The organism is Salimicrobium halophilum (genome assembly GCF_900100295.1).
Classification (GTDB): domain Bacteria; phylum Bacillota; class Bacilli; order Bacillales; family Halobacillaceae; genus Salimicrobium; species Salimicrobium halophilum.
On record NZ_FNEV01000003.1, the window covers coordinates 172,686 to 193,654 of the forward strand.

At 50.1% G+C, this 20,969-nt stretch carries 20 protein-coding genes; 2 read left to right on the top strand and 18 right to left on the bottom strand.

Features of this window, described 5'->3' with window-relative positions; translation table 11 throughout:
* Positions 1-3: 3 nt before the first annotated feature.
* The 5 genes from BLQ44_RS06495 to BLQ44_RS06515 are packed head-to-tail and all read right to left on the bottom strand — an operon-like array spanning position 4 to position 5,452.
* On the bottom strand, positions 4-825 hold the full coding sequence (locus tag BLQ44_RS06495; protein ID WP_093193076.1) for a MurR/RpiR family transcriptional regulator: 822 nt from the start codon (positions 823-825) through the stop codon (positions 4-6).
* Positions 818-2,395 (bottom strand): FAD-dependent oxidoreductase, encoded by a 1,578-nt coding sequence (locus BLQ44_RS06500; protein ID WP_322787518.1) that lies wholly within the window; start codon positions 2,393-2,395, stop codon positions 818-820. Before BLQ44_RS06500 ends, BLQ44_RS06495 begins: the two co-directional genes overlap by 8 nt.
* Entirely contained in the window at positions 2,395-3,375 is a 981-nt protein-coding gene (locus BLQ44_RS06505; protein WP_093193078.1) for a zinc-dependent alcohol dehydrogenase, read from the bottom strand. Before BLQ44_RS06505 ends, BLQ44_RS06500 begins: the two co-directional genes overlap by 1 nt.
* Positions 3,372-4,436, bottom strand: a complete 1,065-nt coding sequence (locus BLQ44_RS06510) for a dihydrodipicolinate synthase family protein (protein WP_093193079.1) — start codon at positions 4,434-4,436, stop codon at positions 3,372-3,374. Before BLQ44_RS06510 ends, BLQ44_RS06505 begins: the two co-directional genes overlap by 4 nt.
* A complete protein-coding gene (locus BLQ44_RS06515) occupies positions 4,436-5,452 on the bottom strand; it encodes an NAD-dependent epimerase/dehydratase family protein (protein ID WP_093193080.1) in 1,017 nt (338 codons plus the stop codon). The genes BLQ44_RS06510 and BLQ44_RS06515 overlap by 1 nt, the downstream gene beginning before the upstream one ends.
* 93 nt (positions 5,453-5,545) lie before the next feature.
* Here BLQ44_RS06515 and BLQ44_RS06520 point away from each other — a divergent pair, with 93 nt between their 5' ends.
* Entirely contained in the window at positions 5,546-6,895 is a 1,350-nt protein-coding gene (locus BLQ44_RS06520; protein ID WP_093193081.1) for a GTP cyclohydrolase IIa, read from the top strand.
* Here BLQ44_RS06520 and BLQ44_RS06525 read toward each other — a convergent pair.
* The 3 genes from BLQ44_RS06525 to BLQ44_RS06535 all read right to left on the bottom strand — a co-directional run bounded on the left by BLQ44_RS06525 (position 6,888) and on the right by BLQ44_RS06535 (position 10,178).
* A complete protein-coding gene (locus BLQ44_RS06525; protein ID WP_093193082.1) occupies positions 6,888-7,691 on the bottom strand; it encodes a carbohydrate ABC transporter permease in 804 nt (267 codons plus the stop codon). The genes BLQ44_RS06520 and BLQ44_RS06525 overlap by 8 nt on opposite strands.
* A 24-nt stretch (positions 7,692-7,715) precedes the next feature.
* Positions 7,716-8,594 carry a carbohydrate ABC transporter permease gene (locus tag BLQ44_RS06530; protein WP_245688123.1) on the bottom strand — a complete coding sequence of 293 codons (879 nt, stop codon included), beginning with the start codon at positions 8,592-8,594 and terminating at the stop codon, positions 7,716-7,718.
* Positions 8,595-8,912: 318 nt separating this feature from the next.
* Positions 8,913-10,178 carry a sugar ABC transporter substrate-binding protein gene (locus BLQ44_RS06535; protein ID WP_245688112.1) on the bottom strand — a complete coding sequence of 422 codons (1,266 nt, stop codon included), beginning with the start codon at positions 10,176-10,178 and terminating at the stop codon, positions 8,913-8,915.
* Between the two features lie 249 nt (positions 10,179-10,427).
* Here BLQ44_RS06535 and BLQ44_RS06540 point away from each other — a divergent pair, with 249 nt between their 5' ends.
* Entirely contained in the window at positions 10,428-11,045 is a 618-nt protein-coding gene (locus BLQ44_RS06540) for a YesL family protein (RefSeq protein ID WP_176757449.1), read from the top strand.
* Positions 11,046-11,047: 2 nt separating this feature from the next.
* Here BLQ44_RS06540 and BLQ44_RS06545 read toward each other — a convergent pair whose 3' ends face one another.
* From BLQ44_RS06545 to BLQ44_RS06590, 10 genes are all read right to left on the bottom strand, one after another.
* Positions 11,048-12,448, bottom strand: a complete 1,401-nt coding sequence (locus BLQ44_RS06545; protein WP_093193085.1) for a hypothetical protein — start codon at positions 12,446-12,448, stop codon at positions 11,048-11,050.
* Entirely contained in the window at positions 12,445-14,259 is a 1,815-nt protein-coding gene (locus BLQ44_RS06550; RefSeq protein WP_093193086.1) for a glycoside hydrolase family protein, read from the bottom strand. Before BLQ44_RS06550 ends, BLQ44_RS06545 begins: the two co-directional genes overlap by 4 nt.
* Entirely contained in the window at positions 14,256-14,963 is a 708-nt protein-coding gene (locus tag BLQ44_RS06555) for an N-acetylmannosamine-6-phosphate 2-epimerase (protein ID WP_093193087.1), read from the bottom strand. Before BLQ44_RS06555 ends, BLQ44_RS06550 begins: the two co-directional genes overlap by 4 nt.
* A gap of 274 nt (positions 14,964-15,237) precedes the next feature.
* On the bottom strand, positions 15,238-15,852 hold the full coding sequence (hxlA, locus tag BLQ44_RS06560; protein WP_093193088.1) for a 3-hexulose-6-phosphate synthase: 615 nt from the start codon (positions 15,850-15,852) through the stop codon (positions 15,238-15,240).
* A gap of 4 nt (positions 15,853-15,856) precedes the next feature.
* The gene (locus tag BLQ44_RS06565) at positions 15,857-16,807 is read right to left on the bottom strand and encodes a sugar kinase (RefSeq protein WP_093193089.1); all 951 of its coding nucleotides are present in this window, start codon (positions 16,805-16,807) and stop codon (positions 15,857-15,859) included.
* A complete protein-coding gene (gene rpiA / locus BLQ44_RS06570) occupies positions 16,804-17,451 on the bottom strand; it encodes a ribose-5-phosphate isomerase RpiA (protein ID WP_093193090.1) in 648 nt (215 codons plus the stop codon). Before rpiA ends, BLQ44_RS06565 begins: the two co-directional genes overlap by 4 nt.
* Complete coding sequence (locus tag BLQ44_RS06575; protein ID WP_093193091.1) at positions 17,448-18,749, bottom strand: TRAP transporter large permease; 1,302 nt, start codon at positions 18,747-18,749, stop codon at positions 17,448-17,450. Before BLQ44_RS06575 ends, rpiA begins: the two co-directional genes overlap by 4 nt.
* Positions 18,734-19,231 carry a TRAP transporter small permease gene (locus BLQ44_RS06580; protein WP_093193092.1) on the bottom strand — a complete coding sequence of 166 codons (498 nt, stop codon included), beginning with the start codon at positions 19,229-19,231 and terminating at the stop codon, positions 18,734-18,736. Before BLQ44_RS06580 ends, BLQ44_RS06575 begins: the two co-directional genes overlap by 16 nt.
* Before the next feature lie 48 nt (positions 19,232-19,279).
* Positions 19,280-20,314, bottom strand: a complete 1,035-nt coding sequence (locus BLQ44_RS06585) for a TRAP transporter substrate-binding protein (RefSeq protein WP_093193093.1) — start codon at positions 20,312-20,314, stop codon at positions 19,280-19,282.
* A 20-nt stretch (positions 20,315-20,334) separates the two neighbouring features.
* Entirely contained in the window at positions 20,335-20,958 is a 624-nt protein-coding gene (locus tag BLQ44_RS06590; protein WP_093193094.1) for a bifunctional 4-hydroxy-2-oxoglutarate aldolase/2-dehydro-3-deoxy-phosphogluconate aldolase, read from the bottom strand.
* Positions 20,959-20,969 lie beyond the last annotated feature (11 nt).

Consider the following 20,969-nt stretch of genomic DNA (forward strand, 5'->3'; position numbering starts at 1 on the left):
CTCCTAATAAATCTTATTTACGACAGCATCCGCCGTCCTCTCTTTCATTTCTGCTGAGGTCTTCTTATCTTCAAGGGCCACCCCTGTGCAGATCAGATCGATGACGTAAAGCTGGCATATTTTCGCCGTCATCGATCCCCCTTCAAGCGGTGACTCCTGGGCTCCTCCGATCAAAACGACATCGGCGTACTCCGTAATCGGGGACTTGGAAAAATACGTGACGGCAATGACAGATGCCCCGTTTTCCCTGGCAATTTTCACCGTCTCCAATGTGTCTCTCGTACTTCCTGATACGCTGATTGCGATGACGACATCACCCGTGTTCAAAGAGGACGCAGCCATCGCCTGAAAATGTGGATCAGTCCATACTTCCACACTTTTTCCGATGCGAAGGAACCTGCTTTTGGCGTCCATAGCCGTAATGCCGGATGTCCCGACTCCGCATATATGTACATGTTCTGCTTGTAAAACCGCCTGGATCGCCTGTTCCACCTCTTCATTCTCCACCATCGCTGCTGTCTGCTGAAGAGACTCCGTCGTCGTGTGAAGAATATGTTCCTTCAGGCTGACGTCTTCTTTTTCATGTTTCTTTTTCGCCACGTGGCGGGCGATGGCCAGTTTGAATTCCTGGTATCCTATCACGCCCACCTTTTTACAGAACCGGAGAACGGTCGTCTCTCCGACTTCCGCTTCGTCAGCGAGATTATTGACGGAGAAATACATCACTTCCTCCGGGTGGTCCAGTACGTAATCGGCCACTTTCTGTTCCGACATCGTAAGCGAAGGATGATAGCTCCTGATGATTTCTGTGATCGGCTTATCCATGTGTCCCCCTCCTTTCACCGTTGGAATAGAAACGCTCCGGCCATTCCAGCTCGACACCACTTTGCGTAAGGGTCGTTTGAAATTTTTCCAGAAGCGAGCGATTTTCCCGTACCTGCTTCGGCATCACCTGATGAGCGGTGCAGAAAGCAGCCAATTCCCCGGCCGCTTCGCCGATATTCCATTCCACCGGATGAAGCCGGAAACAGCCATTGGTCAAATGCGTCACTCCTACATTTTTTCCTCCGGCCATCATGTTATCAGCGTCTCGTGGCAAAAGAGCTCCGAGCGGAATATGAAAAGGCAGCGCCGGAATATCCAAATACCCATGCCCGCTCATTCGCGGGTGAAGATCGATACTATAGGAACCGATACCGACGACATCCTCATACCACTGGCCGACGCCTTCGTGATACTGAGGGGAGACGTCCTGCTCTACCACCCGGTATTCCGGAATGATCCGCCGGGCCTCCCGGATATAGGGATATTTCGCCAGCCCATCTGCCGTATCGAACATATCCGTGCGCAGTTTCAGTTCCGGATATCCGGTTCCACCGTCATGACGAGGTGCTTCCGTCTGCAACCAGTACAGAAGAGAAAGGCTCAGCTGCTTCGACTGGTACAGATGTTTCTGTTTCTCTTCTTCGGATACTTCATAGACATTCCCGAGAAAATAATCGTTCATCGGCCAGTTCATCAGCGTCACATCACCGGAACCGGACACCCCGGGAAAATTCGTCTTATCAAACGATCGCCGGTATTCCCACAGTGGGAACCCATCCTCTTCCCTGAGCAGGGTATACTTCCTTTTTTCTCCGGTGACCGGATGAGGTGCATGAAAGCTCAAATAGTCATCCGGCCAGAAATCAGGACGGAACTTCTTCCAAAAGTCGTACATCGCCGGCTTCTCGATGACACGGGATTCACCTTCTCTATATTCCAGACCGAGGACGTAGGTGAAGGCCTGGATATCCTTCTCATCCTTTTCTTCCCGTGCATGAGGTTCGCCGGTATCTACCTTCGCCTCCGCGCCGACGACATAATCCATCCCTGCCAGCGGCAGAAGTTCCCCTTCTTCACTCGCGTCTATGATATAGCCGGCACGAATGGTAATCTCTTCGCCGTTTTTCGCGGTAAAGGTGACCGTCTCAACGGTTCTCCCCTGCCTCTCTGCGCGGATCAGCTGTGTTTCCGTAGCAACCGTAAGTTTCCCGGACAGTTCATAAGGAAGAAGCATCTCTTTCAGCACCTGAAGCGTCACTCTCGGGTCATGGCAGAGGTTGCTGACGATACCGTTGCCCGGATTGAAAAGCTCCGCTGTCTCTATGCCGAACATGCGTCTGTACATCTCCCGGACTTGTTCCCGGTACTTCTGATAGCGGGCCGTCCTTCCGAAATCCTCCATCCACTCATGCTCATCCGGCGGGACTCCCTGGGACGTCACCTGGCCGCCGATCCATTCCGTCGGTTCCGCCAGATAAACGTCAAGATTCTGCTCACAGGCTGATAGAGCTGCAGCACAACCTCCGAGTCCGCCTCCGATGATCAAGAGATCCGCTTCCACGCTTCTCACTATCCGTCACTCCTTCCGTATTCGATGACCGCTGCAGAAATCTCCTGATTGCCGAGAGCACCGTAGGTCAAATATGCTTCCTCCATGTTCGTCACTTTACGGGTAAAGCAGGAAATTTCGATTTTACCGGTAGCCAGCAACCGCAGGAATTCTCCCACATTCCTTCCTTCCGTCCACCGTACGTACTCAATCGGATAGTCGATTGCGTCCTGCTCATACGTAACATCGTATCGTCCCGGCCCTCCGGCTCGAGAAATAAGCAGTTCCGCCTCTTTTTTGAATATTTTCGCCCGCGGATATTCCGGCTCGATATCTCCTACGATGACAATTTTCCCCCGATTCCGGATCCAGTCCGGGCTATCCTGGGTAAGTGTCGATTGCTTCCCGCCAGCACAAAGCAGTACGGCGTCCGCTTCTATCCCTTCAAGTTTCTTGGAGCTGCGGAAGGCTTTCAATCCCCCTTTTTCCGCTTCTTTCACCCGTTTCACATTAACGTCGTAACAGATCACATCATAAGCAGCCGCCTCCGCAATCATTGCAATCATCTGTCCGAGGAGGCCAAGACCTGCCACCACGACCCGCTCCCCGAATTGAAGACGTGCCGTGCGTAGGGCATGAATGGCAATCGCTCCGATACCTCCGAACGCAGCTTCTTTCATCAACACGCCCTGCGGGACTTTTGAGCAAAGCGTCACGGGTACCTGAAGACACTCGCCGTGCTTCACGTATGGTGCGCCGTAACAGGCGACACGGTCCCCCTCCCGTAAAGAGGACACCCCTTCTCCAACGGCGGTCACCAGTCCGGCCGCACTATAACCGAGGTCGAGCTTCTGTCCATTGCTGACACCGATCAGTCCCATCTCCGACCCTGGAGAAATAGCGGAATAGGTCGTCCGCACGCGTACATGTCCCGGTCTTAGAGCCGAGTGTTCTTCTGTTCCGATGTAAACTTCCTCGTGTTGTGCGATCAACTTCCTCATATCGTTCTCTCTCCTGTCCGTTTCCATTGATCTACATGTTCCGCTACGAAATCTTCGTCTGAAAGGTGAGGGTAAGCCTGGAGGACGCGGTCGATGTCTTCTTTCTGCCCGGGGCTCAGAGAATCTTTCTCACGGAGGCACCAGTTCCCTTTCAGCAATCCCTGTCTCTTCAACACTTCATTGATGCCGGCAATACTTCCTTTGAACCCATTACGGGCATCAAACAGGGCAGCGTTCCTATCCGTCACTTCCTGCGCAATCGTCATCAGCTCTTCGCTGAAGATTCCCTTCCGCTTCTCTTCCTTGATACGATCGAACAATTCGACCGCTGCCTTCGTTCCGATCGCCCAGTGCCCGAGCAGTCCACCGACAATTTCTTTGCCGACCTTTCCATCCTGGGTATCAAAGACATACGTCGTCATCAGGTCGTGAACGATGGTATCGTCATTCCCTGTGTACAGTGCAACCTCTTCTCTCCTCGAAGATTCACAGACAGCCCGCACCACATCAAGGGTTTGATAACGACTGAACGGAGCAATCTTGATGGCCCGCACATTCGGAATCTCCGCAAATGCTTTCCAGAACTCGTAGGAAAAGTTTCTTCCACCCACGGCCGGCTGCAAGTAGAAACCGAACAACGGAATTTCTCCGGCGACTTTTTTGGCACGGTCCAGAATGTCATCTTCACTCAGGTAATCGAGCCCTCCCATACTCAGAAGTCCGAGGTCATAGCCGATACTTCTCGCAAAAGCCGCTTCCCGCACAGCTTGATCCACCGGACCCGCAAGCCCCGCAACTTTGATGAAATCCTCTTCTCTTCCGGCTTCTCTCACTTCTTCAAGCGCCATACGAAGGACCGGACCATACATATTCTCATCTCTTATTTCAAACTGGGTCGTGTGCACGCCAACGGCAATACCCCCTGCTCCAGCATCGATATAGTACCGGGTAAGTGCACGCTGCCCCGTTTCATCAAGTGTCTTGTCTTCGTTCAGTGCCAGTGGATGAGCGGGAATGACCGCCCCCTGTTTCAGTTTTTCTTCGATTGTCTTATTCATCATCAAAAAGCTCCTTCCCTCTCCTGAAAATGTGTCGGTTTGTCTGAAACCTTTCCTCCTTGCTTCATCCATTCGGCGATCATCTGGATCATATCCTGGGCGGATACGCGTGGATAACCGAACAATCGATGGGCTTTGGCCGCATTGTTCAACAGCGATTCCTCCGCCTCCTCCGAAGCGATAATCGCCGTCGTACCGAATTCTTTCGCAAACTGATGGGCGAGCCAGCGCACCGATAATGTCTCGGGCCCTGTGACGTTCAACACGCGGGCTGGATTATCTGTATGAAGCAGCGAACGGAGCGCATATTCATTGGCATCGCCCTGCCAGATGACATTTACGCTTCCCATCGTTACATCCACCGGTTTCCCTTCGTATACCTGCTTCGCTATTTCAAGCAGGACGCCGTAACGTAAATCGATCGCATAGTTCAGCCGGAACAGCAGCATGTTCGTTCCGTTTACGTGGCAAAAGTGTTCGAGAATCCGTTCCCTGCCGAGGCAGGATTGCGCATACTCTCCGACCGGTCCGACGGGATGCTCTTCGGAACAACCGTTGCTCGCGACTTTCGTCAGCGGATAGACATTCCCCGTGGAAAACGCTACAATATTTGCGTCCCGGAACTTGTCTGCGATCCGTCCGGGGACGTATGCGTTCATCGCCCACGTGAAGGGTTCATTTCCGGTCGTGCCGAATTTGTTCCCTGCCATATAAATGATGTTGGCGGCAAAGGGCAGATGGTCGATCGAGGCTTCATCCATCAGGTCACAGGCGATGGTTTCCACGCCGTGCCTCTCGAGCTCTTCCTTCTTCTCCACAGAAGAGAACCGGGAGACGCCGATGACTTTCCTGTCGTCTCCGAGCTGATTGACGGCCCGCTTTGCCATCTTGGCCAGGGTCGGCCCCATCTTCCCTCCGACTCCGAGAATCATGATATCCCCTTCGGTCTGACCGAGGTCCCGGAGCAGTGCCTCCGACGGTTCTGTCATAAATCGTTCGAGTTCTTCGATCGTCTTCATGAAACCCCTCCCTTTCATTAATTTGACAATTCAAAAAATTGAACTTACATTTAGTAGGACAAGTCCAAAATAAGTCTTTAAAGAGGTGCACCTATGTCTTCTTCCACATCAACCATGCAGTCTGAAATCACGATAGGTATTATCGGTCCGGAACCCCTGGTACGTCAGATGCGCCAGGTCATCAAGTCCTTTCCGAGCTTCCGTCCGATCTTTCGTGTAGAAGAAACGGTCGCTCCGGCTCTTGAAGAAACGAAAGAACTTCGAGAGGAAGCCGATGTGCTCATGTTCCTGGAAAAGCATATCTATACGGCAGCCAAACGATTCTTCCGTTTTTCCATTCCCGTTCATCATATCCCTCTCTCGAGCACCGGTCTGTACCGTTCGCTTCTTCTGCTTGAGAATGATCATTCCGGCAAACCTTTATCCATCGATACCGTGGATAAAGATTATACGGAACAGGTATGGAACGACCTCGGTGTGACCATTCCTCCCACGTTCATCTGGGAAGAACAAATCGACGCCTCCATTCAGCAGATTGCGGATTTCCACACCAACACTTACAGAGAAGAAGGAACAGTCGCTCTTACAGGAATCAAGGCGGTCGCAGATTTCCTTGAAAAGAGGAATGTCCCGCATCGCTACGTCACGCCCACCAACCAGGACATGATCGTATCTCTGGAGCGGGCTCTACTCGCCACCGATATCAGGCGGAACAAAGAGTCTCAGATTGTGCTCAGCCTGATTGATCTCGAGAACTTCAGAGAAGCTACGGAGAAATATGACTCCGAGCATGACATCCAGCTTCTAAAGCTGAAAGTCGAAGAGACCCTGATCGAATACGCCAAGCTTCTGGATGGACACCTCGCCAACCTCGGGAATGAACACTTGCTCGTCACCACCCGTGGAACGTTCGAAAAAGAAACGAGAGGGTACAAGTTCATTCCGATTCTCGAAGATATCAAGAAGCAGACCGGTATTCATCTGAGCATCGGCGTCGGGTTCGGTACTTCTGCAGCGGAAGCCGGTAATCACGCCAGGCTCGCGCTCCGTCAGTCTAAGGAACTGGGAGGAAACGCGTGCTACATCGTACGCGAAGACCGCAGCGTCATCGGTCCGGTCGAAGTATCGTCCACAGACCGCTATGAACAGTACGAGCTGGCCATCACCGATGCTGATCTCTTAGAGCGGGCGAAAAAAGCCGGAATGTCGGCAGGCTACATGACCAAGCTGATGGCCCGTGTCACCCGTCACAAAAAGATCGACTATACCGCCCAGGAACTCGCTTCGACGTTGAACATCACCGTCCGAAGCACTCACCGGATCCTCCTCAAATGGATGGATGCCGGCCTCGTGAAAGTCATCGGGGAAGAGAAGCTCACCCACAAGGGACGGCCGAAACGGATTTACCGCCTGACCTTCGTCGATGAAGAGATGCTCACTTGATCCCCGACAGCTGGATCCCTTCCGTAAAGTAACGCTGGAAGAACAGGAAGATCAGAAACGTCGGAATAAAGGAAATCGTGGAGCCGGCCATTTCGATCCCGAAGTGGCCTTCTTTTCCGAGAATCGAAGCGAGACCGACTGTCACCGGGAACATCTCCTCCTGTGTCATATAGATCAGCGGCTGAAACAGGTCGTTCCAGTTCTGAATGAAAGAGAAAGTGCCGACCGTCGCCACGACCGGAATCGTCAGCGGAAAAATGATCCGCATGAATATTTGAAAATCGGTCGCTCCGTCGATCTTTGCCGCTTCCTCGAAATCGTTCGGAATCCCCTGCAAGTACTGCCTTATGAGAAACACACCCATAATCCCCCATATCTCCGGCACAATGAGAGAGGCATAGTTGTTGATCCAGCCGAAATTGGCGAACATGATGTATTTCGGAATGATGAGCAGCTGCTGCGGAATCATAATGACCGCCATGAACGTCCAGAAATAAATCTCCCGCCCCGGGAACTGCTTCTTCGCGAAAATATAACCGATGACTGTACAGAAGAACATCTGACTGAAGACCGGCACCACGGTAATCACCACCGAGTTGAATATCCAGCGCATGAAAATCCCGTCATCGAGAATGTACGTATAGTTCGACAGCGACAGCTCATCCGAGAACCAGAACGACGGACTGAGAAGCGCGTACTGCATATCCCGGAAGGACCCGACCACCATGATCAGGAAAGGAAGCAGGAAACAGGCAGCGAAGAAGAACAGGCCGATATATGCGATCGTTTTTTTCATAGGCGGGTCTCCCCCTTTCTGTCATCAGTAAATATTGTCGTCCTTGCCGAGGAACTTCCGCTGAATGAGAGAAATGACGAGAACAATCGCAAACAATACGTAGGAAAGGACAGCGGCATAACTCAAATTAAGCGAAGTGAACCCCTGTTCATACAGGTAATACACAATGGTAGTCGTCGAGTTGTTCGGACCGCCTCCGGTCAAAAGGAAAGCGGAATCGAAAATCTGGAATGAACTGATCGTCGTAATGATCAGCACGTAGAAGTGGATCGGCTTCAGAAGCGGGAACGTAATCTGCCAGAACATCCGGAACGCATTCGCCCCGTCGATCTTCGCCGCTTCATATAACTGACCCGGAATCGACTGGAGCCCGGCGAAGTAATAGATCATCGTGCTTCCGCTCACCTTCAGGATACTCAAGCCCGCCAGCACGGCCAGAGCCTGATCGGAATCGGAGAGAAACAGCTGCTGTTCGATTCCGAACCATCCGAGCATCATGTTGATGAGGCCGTCTGCCGTTCCCTGGAACATCCATCCCCAGATTCCGGCTACAATGACGAAAGACGTCACCACCGGAAGGAAGAAGATTCCCTTGAAAAATCCGGCGAAGCGGATGCCCGAGTTGATGATAAGTGCCAGAATCAGTCCGAGGCCCATCGTCGGGATGATGTAGTAAATGGAGAAGACGACGGTGTTCCAGATGGCAAGGTGGGCAAGATCGTCTTGGAAGAACCGGGCCCAGTGTTCGAACCCGACAAACGTCGAATCCCCGATAATCTTCCAGTCCATAAAGGTAAGAACGAAACTGAACGCAAACGGAAACACTTGAAAGATGAGAAAATGGATCATGATCGGAACGAAGAATATATAGATCAGCGAGTATTTGTCCCAGTGCTTTTTCATTCTTGTTTTCAGGGAAGATTTCTTCGGCTGCTTCGGCTGTTTTTCAGGCGGAGTTCTGTACTCTTCTTCTTTCGTCTCTTCCTGACTCAACATGCGCCTCCCCCCCATTTGATAGTTTGATAGTTTTCACTTAAGTATTCTGGACGTCCGGTCCGCAGAAAGTTGCCGCAGGTCCGCCAAAACGCGGTTCAGGTCCGCAAATGGCTGTCGAACCCTGTCGAAAGTCCGCAAAATAGCGATCAAGGTCCGCAAACCACCGACCGGCCACCCCCGTTAAAAGAAGTGCAGAGAGCGACACCCGCTCTCTGCCCCTGTACTTTACTTACCGACCTGCTGCTCAATCGCTTCCGCGGCTGCATCGGCTGCTTCCTGTGGAGACTTATCTCCTTCGAGCATCGCCTGCACTTCGGATTGGATCGGGGACATGATGTCACGTGCGGCCGGGTGGATTACGCCAGGTTTCGTGTACTCGGTGAAACCGGCTAGCTTATCGAGTTTCGGCTCATCCTCGAAAATGTCTTTCGCGGACTCACGCGTCGGAATGTACTTCGTCAGTTCGTTGAACGTACGCTGATTCTCCGCATTCGTCATATACTTCACGAATTCTGCAGCCGCATCAGGATTGCCGCTATTGGAAGGAACGACGAACATTCCAGTCGTGCCGTACGTAGCCTGCTCTTCTTTCTTCAGTGGAGCGGCGATTTCGAAATCCATCTCCCCGGATTTCTGCAGAATCTGCAAGTTGATTCCGGAACCGGTCACCGCAAGCATCTCTCCGCCTTCCCACAGCTCATTGTGGTGCATCGCTGTTACAGAATCCTGCGGAATCCATTCTTTCTCATACATCGTATTGATCAGTTCGAACGCCTCGACGGACTGGTCGCTATTGATACCGACTTCCCCGTCTTTGCTGAGCACGGTTCCGCCCGCCTGCCATATCCATGGATAAAGCGCACCGTTCATGGATCCACCGCCAGGAAAGCTGGTTGCATAATAGCCGTTCTCTTTCGCTTTCGCCGCAAGCGCCTTAAATTCTTCCCAATTCTTCGGAAGATTCTCAGGATCTCCACCGATTTCTTTTACAATATCAAGATTGTAGAAGAGGGTGTACGCTTCCTGCAGAATAGGAAGGCCATAGGTAGAATCATCCCATGTGACGGATTCCATCGCTGAATCGGCGAAGTCATCCATGTTGTTCCCTTCCAGATAAGGGTCGAGTTCCAGGAGCATTCCTTCTTCCGCATATTGCGGCATCTGATCCGGAATCGCATAGAATACGTCCGGGCCGGAGCCCGCCGCAAGCGCCGTCAGAATCTTCTGGTCGCGGTTCGACCACGGAATCTGTTCCATATTGACACTGACGCCGTGTTCTTCTTCAAACGTCGAAGCCATGTTGTTCCACATTTTCTCTTCGTTCTCACTGTCGCCGCTGAATGGCATCGTCCAGACGGTTATTTCCCCTGACAGGTCTCCTTCAGACCCGCCTTCAGATTCGTCTCCGGAAGAACCTTCTCCTTCTGAACTGCAGGCTGCAAGCAATGTACCAAGCATTAAGATAATCAATAAATACCAAACGTTCTTCACTGTAATGGCCCCCTTTTTAAAAATGAACGAACCCCACTCCGCGTCATCAGGAAAGCATTTCCTTCCAATTCAAAGTAAAATTTTCAAAAAAATTAAAATAATTATCCATTCGGTTATTATATTACGGTGTTTTGCTCCAAGAGACAAGTCTATAATATGTCTTTAAATACATCGCAAAAAACGAGCTTTTCAGCCCCCTGAATTTTGTGTATAGTTAGCAGTACATTCACCATGAAAAGGAGGGGTTCCATGAACGGTTGGGAACGCTTCAATACTGCCGCCTACTGGCTCATGAGAGCAGCTTACATAAATATCCTCTGGGCACTATTTACAATTGTCGGTCTCGGCATTTTCGGGTTCTTCCCTGCCACCGTCGCCATGTTTTCCATTTCGAGACAATGGCTCATAAAAAAAGACACCTCGCTCCACGTCTTCAGGGAATTCTGGAGGGTGTACAAACAGGAATTCTTCCCTGCAAACGGGCACGGGGGCATCTTTCTCATACTCGGCTATATCCTTTATATCGATGTGACTTTCCTTCTGATTTCGGAGGGATGGGTCCGTAATATTTGGCCGATCGCTATCATTCTCGGAATCATGTATGTATCCACACTCATCTTCTACTTCCCGATCAAGGCCACGTTCCATCTTGGCTTTTTCGGTTACATTCGTCAAGCATTTTTCGTAGCGCTGGCTTCTCCGCTTCAGCTCTTCATCATCCTGCTTACGTTCGTCGCCATGGCGATTCTTATCTACGTACTCCCAGGACTTCTTCCGATGTTCGGGGGAAGCGTGCCGGCATTCGTCATTACGTACCTGACCGCCCATACACTCGAGAAAGCCCGCAACAAAAAGACAAGCGCCTGAGGTTACAGGCGCTCTTTTTGTACTCTATTTTCGTGAAACGAAAGCAGGGCCTGGAGGTCATCCACGTAGGCAGCGAGCTTCTCGTCCCTTTTTCCTTCCGTGGTAAAAGCAACTTCCCCGACCTTCGCCTGTGCTTCTTCGAGCGATGGCAGAACTTTTGCATCCCCACTATCGACGGCACGTTCCGGAAACAGTGGTATATTCCATCCGCTGAGAGGACTGATCGCCTTCTCCAACATGTGCCACACACCAGAAGTATCTCCTGCAAAACACTCCTCCATGTCCACAGCCTTCCCCCACATCTCACTCGCGGCCACGTAGTTGTTGAGAAGCTGCACCCATTTCCAGTCATAGCTCTCTACAGGAACGTCTCCCATCTTCGGGTGATGACGAGGAACGACCAGATTCAGCACCCCATCCGCTCCAAGTCGTCGGTATGCCTTAAAATCTTTATGTATTCTCCTCGGGAGTGGGGGGAACAGTTCACTCAACAAGAAATGATCGCTATAATACTCGAACACTGTCAACTTGTTCGCCACACCTCTCCAATCCTTGAAGCTCTTCCACGCCCGTTTCTCCTCTTGAAAATTACGGGAGTAATCCCTCCCCCAGAAAGCAAACAGGGTATCAATACTTTCCGGCTGTTTCGTCTCGGACTCTCTCTCGAGCATATGCCAGGCAAGGCCGGCGTTATAAGCGATGTGTTCGACCTCTATGTCCGGCAGCTTACGCTTCAGATACTCCGTGAACTGCAAGTATGCTGAGAGAAAATCGCCTTTCTGAGCAGGAGCGTCCTCCGGCCACAGTGAAATTCTCGTCACAACCGGAATGTCAGCGCAGTAGCCACGGATGACATCGACCACCGGGTCCCATTCTTCTTCTGTTTTCCGGAAAAAATCCATCGCTGCTTCCGGATCCATCCCTGCTTTCTCCATCAGAAACTTCAGGCTGTGTCCGCCCAATGTAACGCTAAAACCGCGTTTCTCAAGCGCCGGAAGAATATCTTCCTTCACTTCGTCCCACAGGAAAAACGTGAAAAAGAATTCGTTCAGTCGATTCTTGGCTCCCCAGTCGATCATAGAGTGTAAAAACGAGCGGTCGTCAATCGTTTCTATGACGTTCCCGCGCCTCTTAAAAACAGGAGCTTCTTTCCATCCGTCAGGGATCCCCTGCGATGGAGCGGTCTGATGCTCTTCAAAATCCAGAAACCGATACCCCTTTCTCTCCGCGCAAGCATAGACACCGTACAGCAATCCCCGGGCCGATCCGCTTCTGATTTCGCCTGGCTTCAGCAGAAATTCCTCTTCTCCGAGAGCATCATCGACGAGGAGTGCCGTATCCTTTTTCCCGCATAACCGGTCCAGTTCCTCGAGGCAGAACCTCATCACTTTTTGCTGATTCATCCACCCACCTCCAACAGACTGTGATTCATCTCCCGCATCATCAACCCAGAAAGGAGCAGGGCATTCGTCCATCCGCTCTCCGAACAATAGGCACCCCATCCAGTATCTCCATTATTTCCAAAATACTCGCCGTACGTATGGCAGAACGCTCTCATCCATGCGCCGTGAAACGTATTATGAGGAGAAACGATTTGAATCGTCCGCACATAGTCCGCCAAGTCCTCGGCCAACTCCTCGTACCTTTCATCTCCCGTCGCAAGAAAAGCTTCCCAGCTGTTCATCAACAGAAAATTATTCGTATACAGCTGATCACTGATGCCCTCACCGTTGTAACGGAACACCCCGGTATCTTCCGCTCCATAGCGGTCCGGATCAGGGTTATCCGCTTCTTCAATGCCACCGTATTTCTGCTGGTGCGAGAGAAGATACGCCGCAATCCGGTCCATCTCTTCTTTGTAGACGTCCTTCCCGGTCAGCTTGTATGCGTAGGAAAGCGCAAGAAGGAAGCGGCTGTAGCCAGCGGTTTTGCTGTACATGAACGTGAGGTCCTTCTCGAGCATCGTATCTATACCCTTCAGCGCAATATCCCGGTATTTTTCCTCGCCATTCACGACATAACCCTGGAAAAAAGCAGCGTGGGCAATCGACTCGAAGTGAGGATTCATACTACAGGAATCAGACTCCCTGAAATACTCCTCCCCTTTCTCCTCCAGCTCATGACGACGAATCGCTTCCATCCTTAAACCAAGACGATTCTGGGTCCGGTACATCGCTTCCAGTGTGAGTAACCCTCTCTCCCTGTAGGCTTCCTTCCCGGTCTCGCGATACAGATAAAGAAGAACGATAGCCATCCAGCTGTTGTCATCCGTGAAGATCTGATCCGGCTTCTCCGTCGGAAAACGGAACCATTTCCAGAAGCCCCGCGTGACAGAATCCTCTTCCGTATCCTGGTACCTCTCTTCAAAGAGGTAAGAAAAAATATTCTCAGAAATACTTTCATACTCCGCATTCCCCGTATACTTCCCGGCCAGATGAAAAAGAAGAGCCGTGTGCGCGTTACAATCCGGTCGGATGTCCTCACTCACATTCCCGCGAAACGCATGGACATTTTCATAGACTCCTTTGCTACCGTCGGACTCCGGCATGATCCCCGATTGAAAAAACCACCCGAGCCCGTCACTGATCGTTTCATTCACTGCACGCTTGCGGACATCGATTTCCTTCTTGAAACGCCCCGCCGGGAAAAGACCACACTCGGCAATACGCTCGAAAAACACAGAAGGCCTGAGCGTCCATAGCTGTTCATTTCCGAGTAGCGGAATCGCAGAAAACAAGGTAGCACCTTTTCCAAGAGGATGATGGATAAGCGCCGGCAGCTCCCCCTCTTCCTCCGTAGCAAGCGTCTCTTTAAAAACACCAATCTCCATCCATACGTCCGCATCAAAAGAAAAGCCCGTCAGAAAAGGACCGTTCCATTCTCCGAGCTGAGCTTCTCCTTCTTCGCTGACCTTCAGTTTCTCGAGTCTCCGATAGGTAACAGGAAAATCCTGCTTGAACCCGAAAAGACGCGAGGAGGGAAAGTCTTCACAATTGATCATTTCCCCGTAAAGCCTTCCGCCTGCTTCGACATAGGTCCAAAGCTTTCCCATCACGTCATAGGATAAAACAGAAGCTTTTTCGTCTTTCCATCCATTAATGACTACCTGGCTATACGTATCGATCATTTCTGTCTCTAAATCTTCAAGTCTGAAATACTCTACGTTCTCTCCTGAAAATTCGAACGACCGGACATCACCGAATACAGCAATCATGCCCGGTCCCCCTTCATCAAGGAAGCGCTTACTTCTTTGGCGAACCGTTTCGTTATTTCCTGAGGTCTCGTAATCGCCGATCCGACGACTACAGCGTGCGCCCCCATTTCCCAACACTCCTTGGCCAGTTCAGGCGTATGCACTTTTCCTTCTGCGACCACAGGAAGCGACGATTCCGCTATCAATGCCTGAAGCAATTCTCCATCGAAACCTGTAATGTGCTCCGTCTCTTCCGTATATCCGGATAACGTCGTAGAAAGCACATCTATCCCCATGCTCTCAGCAATCAACCCCTCTTGAAGCGTAGAGATGTCCGCCATAATCGGCGTATCAGGCAGAGCTTCCCGTAAGGACTGTAAAAACTCTGTCAAAGTCTTCCCACCCGGATGCACGCGATCCGTAGCATCAACCGCAACGATATCCGCGCCCGCTTCCTTAACCTTCCGTGCATCTTCAACCGTAGGCGTGATATAAGCTGGACTGTCCTCGTACTCTTTTTTCCATAGGCCGATCACCGGAAGATTTGTGGAGCGACGGATAGCCTGAATATCTTCAGGAGAGTTCGCCCTGATTCCTCCCGCACCTCCCTCTTCGGCAGCGATCGCCATCCGAGCCATGATGTCCGATCCGTGAAGTGGTTCGTTTTCAAGAGCCTGGCAGGAGACGATGAGCTGTCCTTTCAGTTTTTTTACCAAATCATTCATGACGTCACCTCTTATGTATCAATTTTCTGACTTTATAAGTGAGTGTACCGCAATTTGGATGAAAAATCCATAATCCTTCAACGGAAAGGCGCCTATATCCTACCACTCTATCATTTGAACATAGAGGTCCTTACATCGTCCTTTTATGAACCAAGAGCACTTATTTGTAATCACAAATATTACTTGAAAACCCTCCACCGTGCTTCCCCCAATAGAAAAAGCATCTCCAAGTGTGAAGCTTCCTTCACCACTCAAAGATACTTCTTCAACTTTCCTATGTCATTGCTTCCTTGAACAAGCGAGCCGCTCCCTTCGGATCATCGGCCTTCGTAATACCACTACCGACAATCACGACATCCGGTTTTTCTCCGACAACCTCGTCTATCGTCTTCAGTGACACACCGCCAGCCACTGCGACTTGTACACCTGTTTCGGCTACAACAGAGAACGACTCTGCGGAGATACCGCCGCCTTGTTGCTGGTCTTTCCCTATGTGAAGGCTGACGAAATCGACCCCGATACTCCTGAGACGCTCCACTTTCGACCGTTCCGTCACGCCCAGCAAATCAATCATGACACGACCTTTTCCATGGGCTGCTTCAAGACACGTTTTTATCGTTGCTTCCGATGAAAATGCCATTACCGTCGTAATATCAGCTCCAGCTTCCAAGGCCTGTAGCGTCTCCGCCTTTCCAGCATCACAAGTTTTCATGTCTGCTAGAATCTCATGGTGAGGGTACGACTCTCGTAAATCACGGACGATGTCCATTCCGTACTCTTTGATGACCCCTGTCCCGACTTCGATGATATCGACATAGTCTTTCGTTTCTTCCAAAACCGAATGGCATGCTTCCCTTGACATCCGATCGAGTGCAACCTGCAGTTTCATCGTCTCACCTCTCGATCATTTCTTTTTCGCCGAGTGCTTCCTGGACTTCCGACAAATAAGGGAGCCCTTCGTTATCCCCTACGACACTGACGACCATGGAGCCGATGGTATTTGCGAATCGGAGACATTTCCCTAGGTCCCAACCCTGAAGATAACCATATAAATAGCCGGCATCAAAGCCGTCTCCTGCTCCCACGGTGTCCACCACTTTCTGAGGAGGGCGGGAATCTTCATGATGCCTATCTCCCCCTCTACGCCCGGAAGCTCCGTTGCTCCCATCCTTGATGATGATATCTTTGATGCCAAACCTTTCTGCTCGAGCGAACATTTCCTTTTCATCTTTCGTTTCAAAGATCAGTTCCATTTCTTCTTTACCGGAAAGCAGGATATCCACCTCAGGTAGGAAATCCTTCAGCGTATCTCTCGCTTCTTCTTTGCTCCACAGCTTCAGTCGGATATTCGGATCGAGCGCAACCGTAACCCCGTTCTGTTTCGCAATCGCCACCGCTTCTTTCATATACTCTTTTGCGCCCTCGTGAAGCGCAGGGAAAATGCCGGTAACATGAAGAACACGGGAATTCTTTATATAGTCTTCATTCAGTTCTTCTTTTCGAAGAGCACGCGTCGGTGTCTGACTGCGGTAATAGAATGTTTTACCGCTCCCGTCTTCCCGGATCTCTTTAAAGTTGAGAGAGGTCGGATAATCTTCCGTCCGCTTCACTTCCGACACATCGACACCTTCCCCCCGGGCGAAATTCTGAATAAATGTACCAAACTCATCGTCACCAAGACTGCTTATCCAACCGGTGCTGAGACCTAGTCGCGAACAACCCAGCATAACGTTCAACTCCGCTCCTCCAATATTTCTGTCGAACGAAGGTACGAACTTCAACGGTCCCGTTTTCACGGGATTGAAGACGACCATCGCTTCACCTATGGTAATGACATCCTTCATAGTTTATGTCTCCTTTCTGTTCTCACTGTGTCTCCAGCGAGAATGACAGCATCCGCCAACTCAGGGAACACGCCTGTATCGACTACTCCCGGCAACCGAATCACTTCCTCGTGAAATGCACGTACACCCTGAACTTGATAAACATCCAAAATACGATTACCGTTATCCGTAACAAATGGATCCCCTTTTCCATCACAACGGAGAGAAGAAGCACCTCCTATTTCGTCGATTAATTTCTTTGTTCCCTGAAAAAGAAAAGGAACGACCTCGACCGGAATAGTCTCCCCGTCGAGCGTGTTCCTCCACTTCTCTTCTCCCGCAATAATGATATACTCACGGGCCTGCCGTCCAACGATTTTTTCACGGACAAGCGAGCCTCCTCCACCTTTTACAAGGTTCAGTGACGCATCTATGGCATCTGTACCATCCACCGCTACGTCTATCTCGTCCGTTTCTTTCAGAGGAATTCCGATAGAAGCGGCGAGTTTCTCCGTTTTCCGGGAGCTTGCGACTCCGATAACATCCCTGCCGGCAAGCATATGGATGAATGCTTCTGCCGTGGACCCGGACCCAAGTCCGATCGTCATGCCATCTTTTACGTAGGAAAGGGCTGCTTCCGCCGCTTTCTGTTTATGATTCATCATAGCTGTGTCACTCCGAACAGATCAGGGTTGAGCTGCTTCGGTATATACATCGCTACTTCCGGGAAGAAGGCGACGAAGCCGAGCACCAGAAGAACAATGACGATATAAGGCGTGACTGCTTTAAACGACCGCTCTATCGGTAATTTCCCTATCTTGGCAGCAAGCAACAGACATAATCCGTACGGTGGTGTGACAAGTCCGACGGCAAGCGTCATTACGACAATCAAACCGAGATGGACATCACTGACACCGAACTGCATCGCTGCCGGCATGATTACCGGAACAAACAGTATCATCGCCGGAATCGCATCCATGAACGTACCGATGACAAGGAAGAAAGCAATAGTAATCAGCAAGAACATCCACTTGGCATCAATGAAGTTATCAAAGAAGGATTGAGCGTGCATGCCGAGCTGATAATAACTCATCAATTCACCGAGCGCACTGGCTGCCGCCAAAGCGAACAATGACAAGGAACTAAGAGCCAGTGTGTCGAAGAAGATTTTCGGCAGGTCTTTAACCTTCAACGTCTTGTAGTAGAACATACTCACAAGAAGCGTGTAGACAGATGCGACTGCAGCAGCTTCCGTGGCTGTGAAGAAGCCGGTAACAATCCCCCCGACAATGATGATTGGTGTGACGAGGGCAGGCATCGCATCTCCGAACAGTTTCAAGAACGTTTTCAGACTGGCTCGCTCCTGCCGTTCATAATTATTCTTACGAGCGAGAAAATAAACGAAAATCATCATGGTAAGCGCAATAAGTACGCCAGGAACAATCCCTGCGAGAAATAGGGCCCCAACTGAGACATTCGTAATACCTGCAAATATGATCATCGGAATACTCGGAGGGATGATTACTCCGATTGTGGAAGAAGCTGCTGTCACTCCTACAGCCGTTTCATTGTCATAGCCCTTTTTCTTCATATTGGGAATAAGAATTTTCCCTACCCCAGCCGTATCCGCCTGGGATGCTCCGGAAACGCCGGCAAACAACATCGAAACTAAAATGTTGGACTGAGCAAGCCCACCGCGTATATGCCCGACGATTGCCATCGAGAAATCGACCAGTTTCTGTGAAATCTTCCCGGAGTTCATGAGGTTTGCAGCCAGAATGAAGAGCGGAACGGCCAACAGTACAAATGAATCCAGACCATTCAGCATTTTCATAGGTACAGTCATAGGTGGAATATATTCAATGTTAACGATACCCATAAGAGCGACAATCCCAATTACGAAAGCTATCGGAATGCCAATGAGCATTAATAGAACGAATATAGCTACTAAGAAGACTCCCATGATTCCACCCCCTGTTTCGACACTTTCTGAAATCTGTTGATTAGATGATGAAGCGTATAAATGATCATTGTACCTGCCATAAGCGGAATAGCGATCCATACATAGCCCATTTTCATAAACGAAAGAGCTATCCATTCGTTATTCCAAAATTCACGGACAACCTGTAATCCATAGACGAACAATGCACTGTTGAACACAAGCAGAATGATATCATTCACCGTCAGTAAAACGAGAAGGGATTTCCCTTTCAACTTTTTGACCAGCATATCGAAACTGAAATGTTCCTTCCTATTGACCATAACTGCCGCTCCCATGAACACCGACCAAACGAACGAATAACTGGCCAACTCTTCCGTCCAGATAACAGAAATTCCGAGATGTCGAGTGATAATCTGATACAATAGGACGCCGAAAAATAAAGTCAGGAATGATAGTCCTATAACCGTCTGTATTCTTTCGATAATATGAACAGCCTTAGCCATCTGTCGCACCTCCTACATAGAACAGGGGCACGAGCAGTGCCCCAGTTTTTACTCCTCTGTCGATTCTCCGATTTCTCTTATTTTCTCTAATAGATTCGTTACACCGATTTCTTCAGCAGCTTTATCCTGCAGTGGCTTGGCAAGATCAATGAACGGCTGGCGATCAATTTGATTCACTTCTGCGCCCTCTTCAATCGCCTGCTGTTTATATTCTTCTTCCTGTGAATGAAGAGATTCCCATTCTGCTTCTACAGAAGCCTTGGAAGCTTCTTCGATGATTTCTTTCTGTTCATCAGTTAGTCCATCGTACAAATCTCCACTGGTCAATAGAAAGCGTGTAGTATAGTCATGACCGGTTTCTGTGATGAATTTGCCGTTCGGTGTTTTGTGATGGTCTTGCTGCACGAAGTAAGGGTAAGCGTTTTCAGCTGCATCCACAACATCCTGCTGCAGCGCCTGATACAATTCACCCCATGCTACGGACGTCGGTACAGCTCCTGTCTGTTTCCAGAAATCCGCTACGACACCTGAAGTTTGTGTACGCATTTTCTTCCCATCGATATCAGACATTTGCTGAAGCGGCTCATCGCCATAATAGTGACGTACACCTGCTGTCCAGTACCCTAGCATACGGAAATCGTTGTCCGATTCTTCTTTGATGATCTGAGCCATTTCATCGCCGACTTCGCCTTGAACCGTCTTCTCCCAATGGTCATAACTATTGAACAGGTATGGGAAAGCGAAGAGATCGACCTGATCGATACCGCTAGATGTCATAAATCCCGGGGAAACCAGTACTACATCAGCTGCGCCTGTCTGCAGTTTCTCGACAAGTTCTGTTTCACTCGTACCAAGTGTACCCGCGTGAACTTCCACTTCAATGTCTCCACCTGACTGCTCTTCTACGGATTCTTTAAATGCGAGAAGACCATCCTGATAAGGGTTCTCCGGATCCGTCTGGTTATGAGCAGCAATAATTTTAAGCGGTTCCTCGCCGTCTCCCCCACTTTCACCTGAAGAACTTCCGCAACCACTAAGCACAACGATAAGAATCAATAAAGACAAACCGAATAATTTTTTCATGTGTTATTCCCTCCAGATAATTATTGGACCAAAGCTTTCATACGACCGGCTTTTTCACTTATTTCTCCGAGTGCTTCATCCGTAAGGTTCCTGGCATCTACAAGCTCACTGCCAAGCCCGGCTACAGCGGCACCTGCATCGAAGAACTCTTTCATATTCCCTTCATGAATTCCCCCTGTCACCATAATAGGGATATCCGGAAGCGGGATCCGGATACTTTTTATGTAAGAAGGCCCCATGACGCTTGCCGGGAAAATCTTCACCATATCAGCTCCTAAGTGATAGGCTTCCATCACTTCCGATGGAGTCAGCACACCCGGTATCATCAGACCGTCTCTCCCCTTAACGTATTTCACCACTTCTTCATTCAGCGCAGGTGATACGATGAATGCAGCCCCTGCTTCTAATGCCTCTTTTGCCTCTCGTACCGTATTGACGGTACCTGCTCCTATAAGTACTTCCGAATCTTCAAAGTAATCGACCGCTTTATTGAGAATCTCCGTGAACCCTTTTGTTTCGGCCGTGATTTCCACGGCGTTAACGCCACCTTCCGATAATCGTTCGATGATCGGGATAATGTTATCTGCTGTCGAATTACGGATCACAGCCACAACCTTCCCTTCCATAACCTTCTGAATCGACATAAAATCCCTCC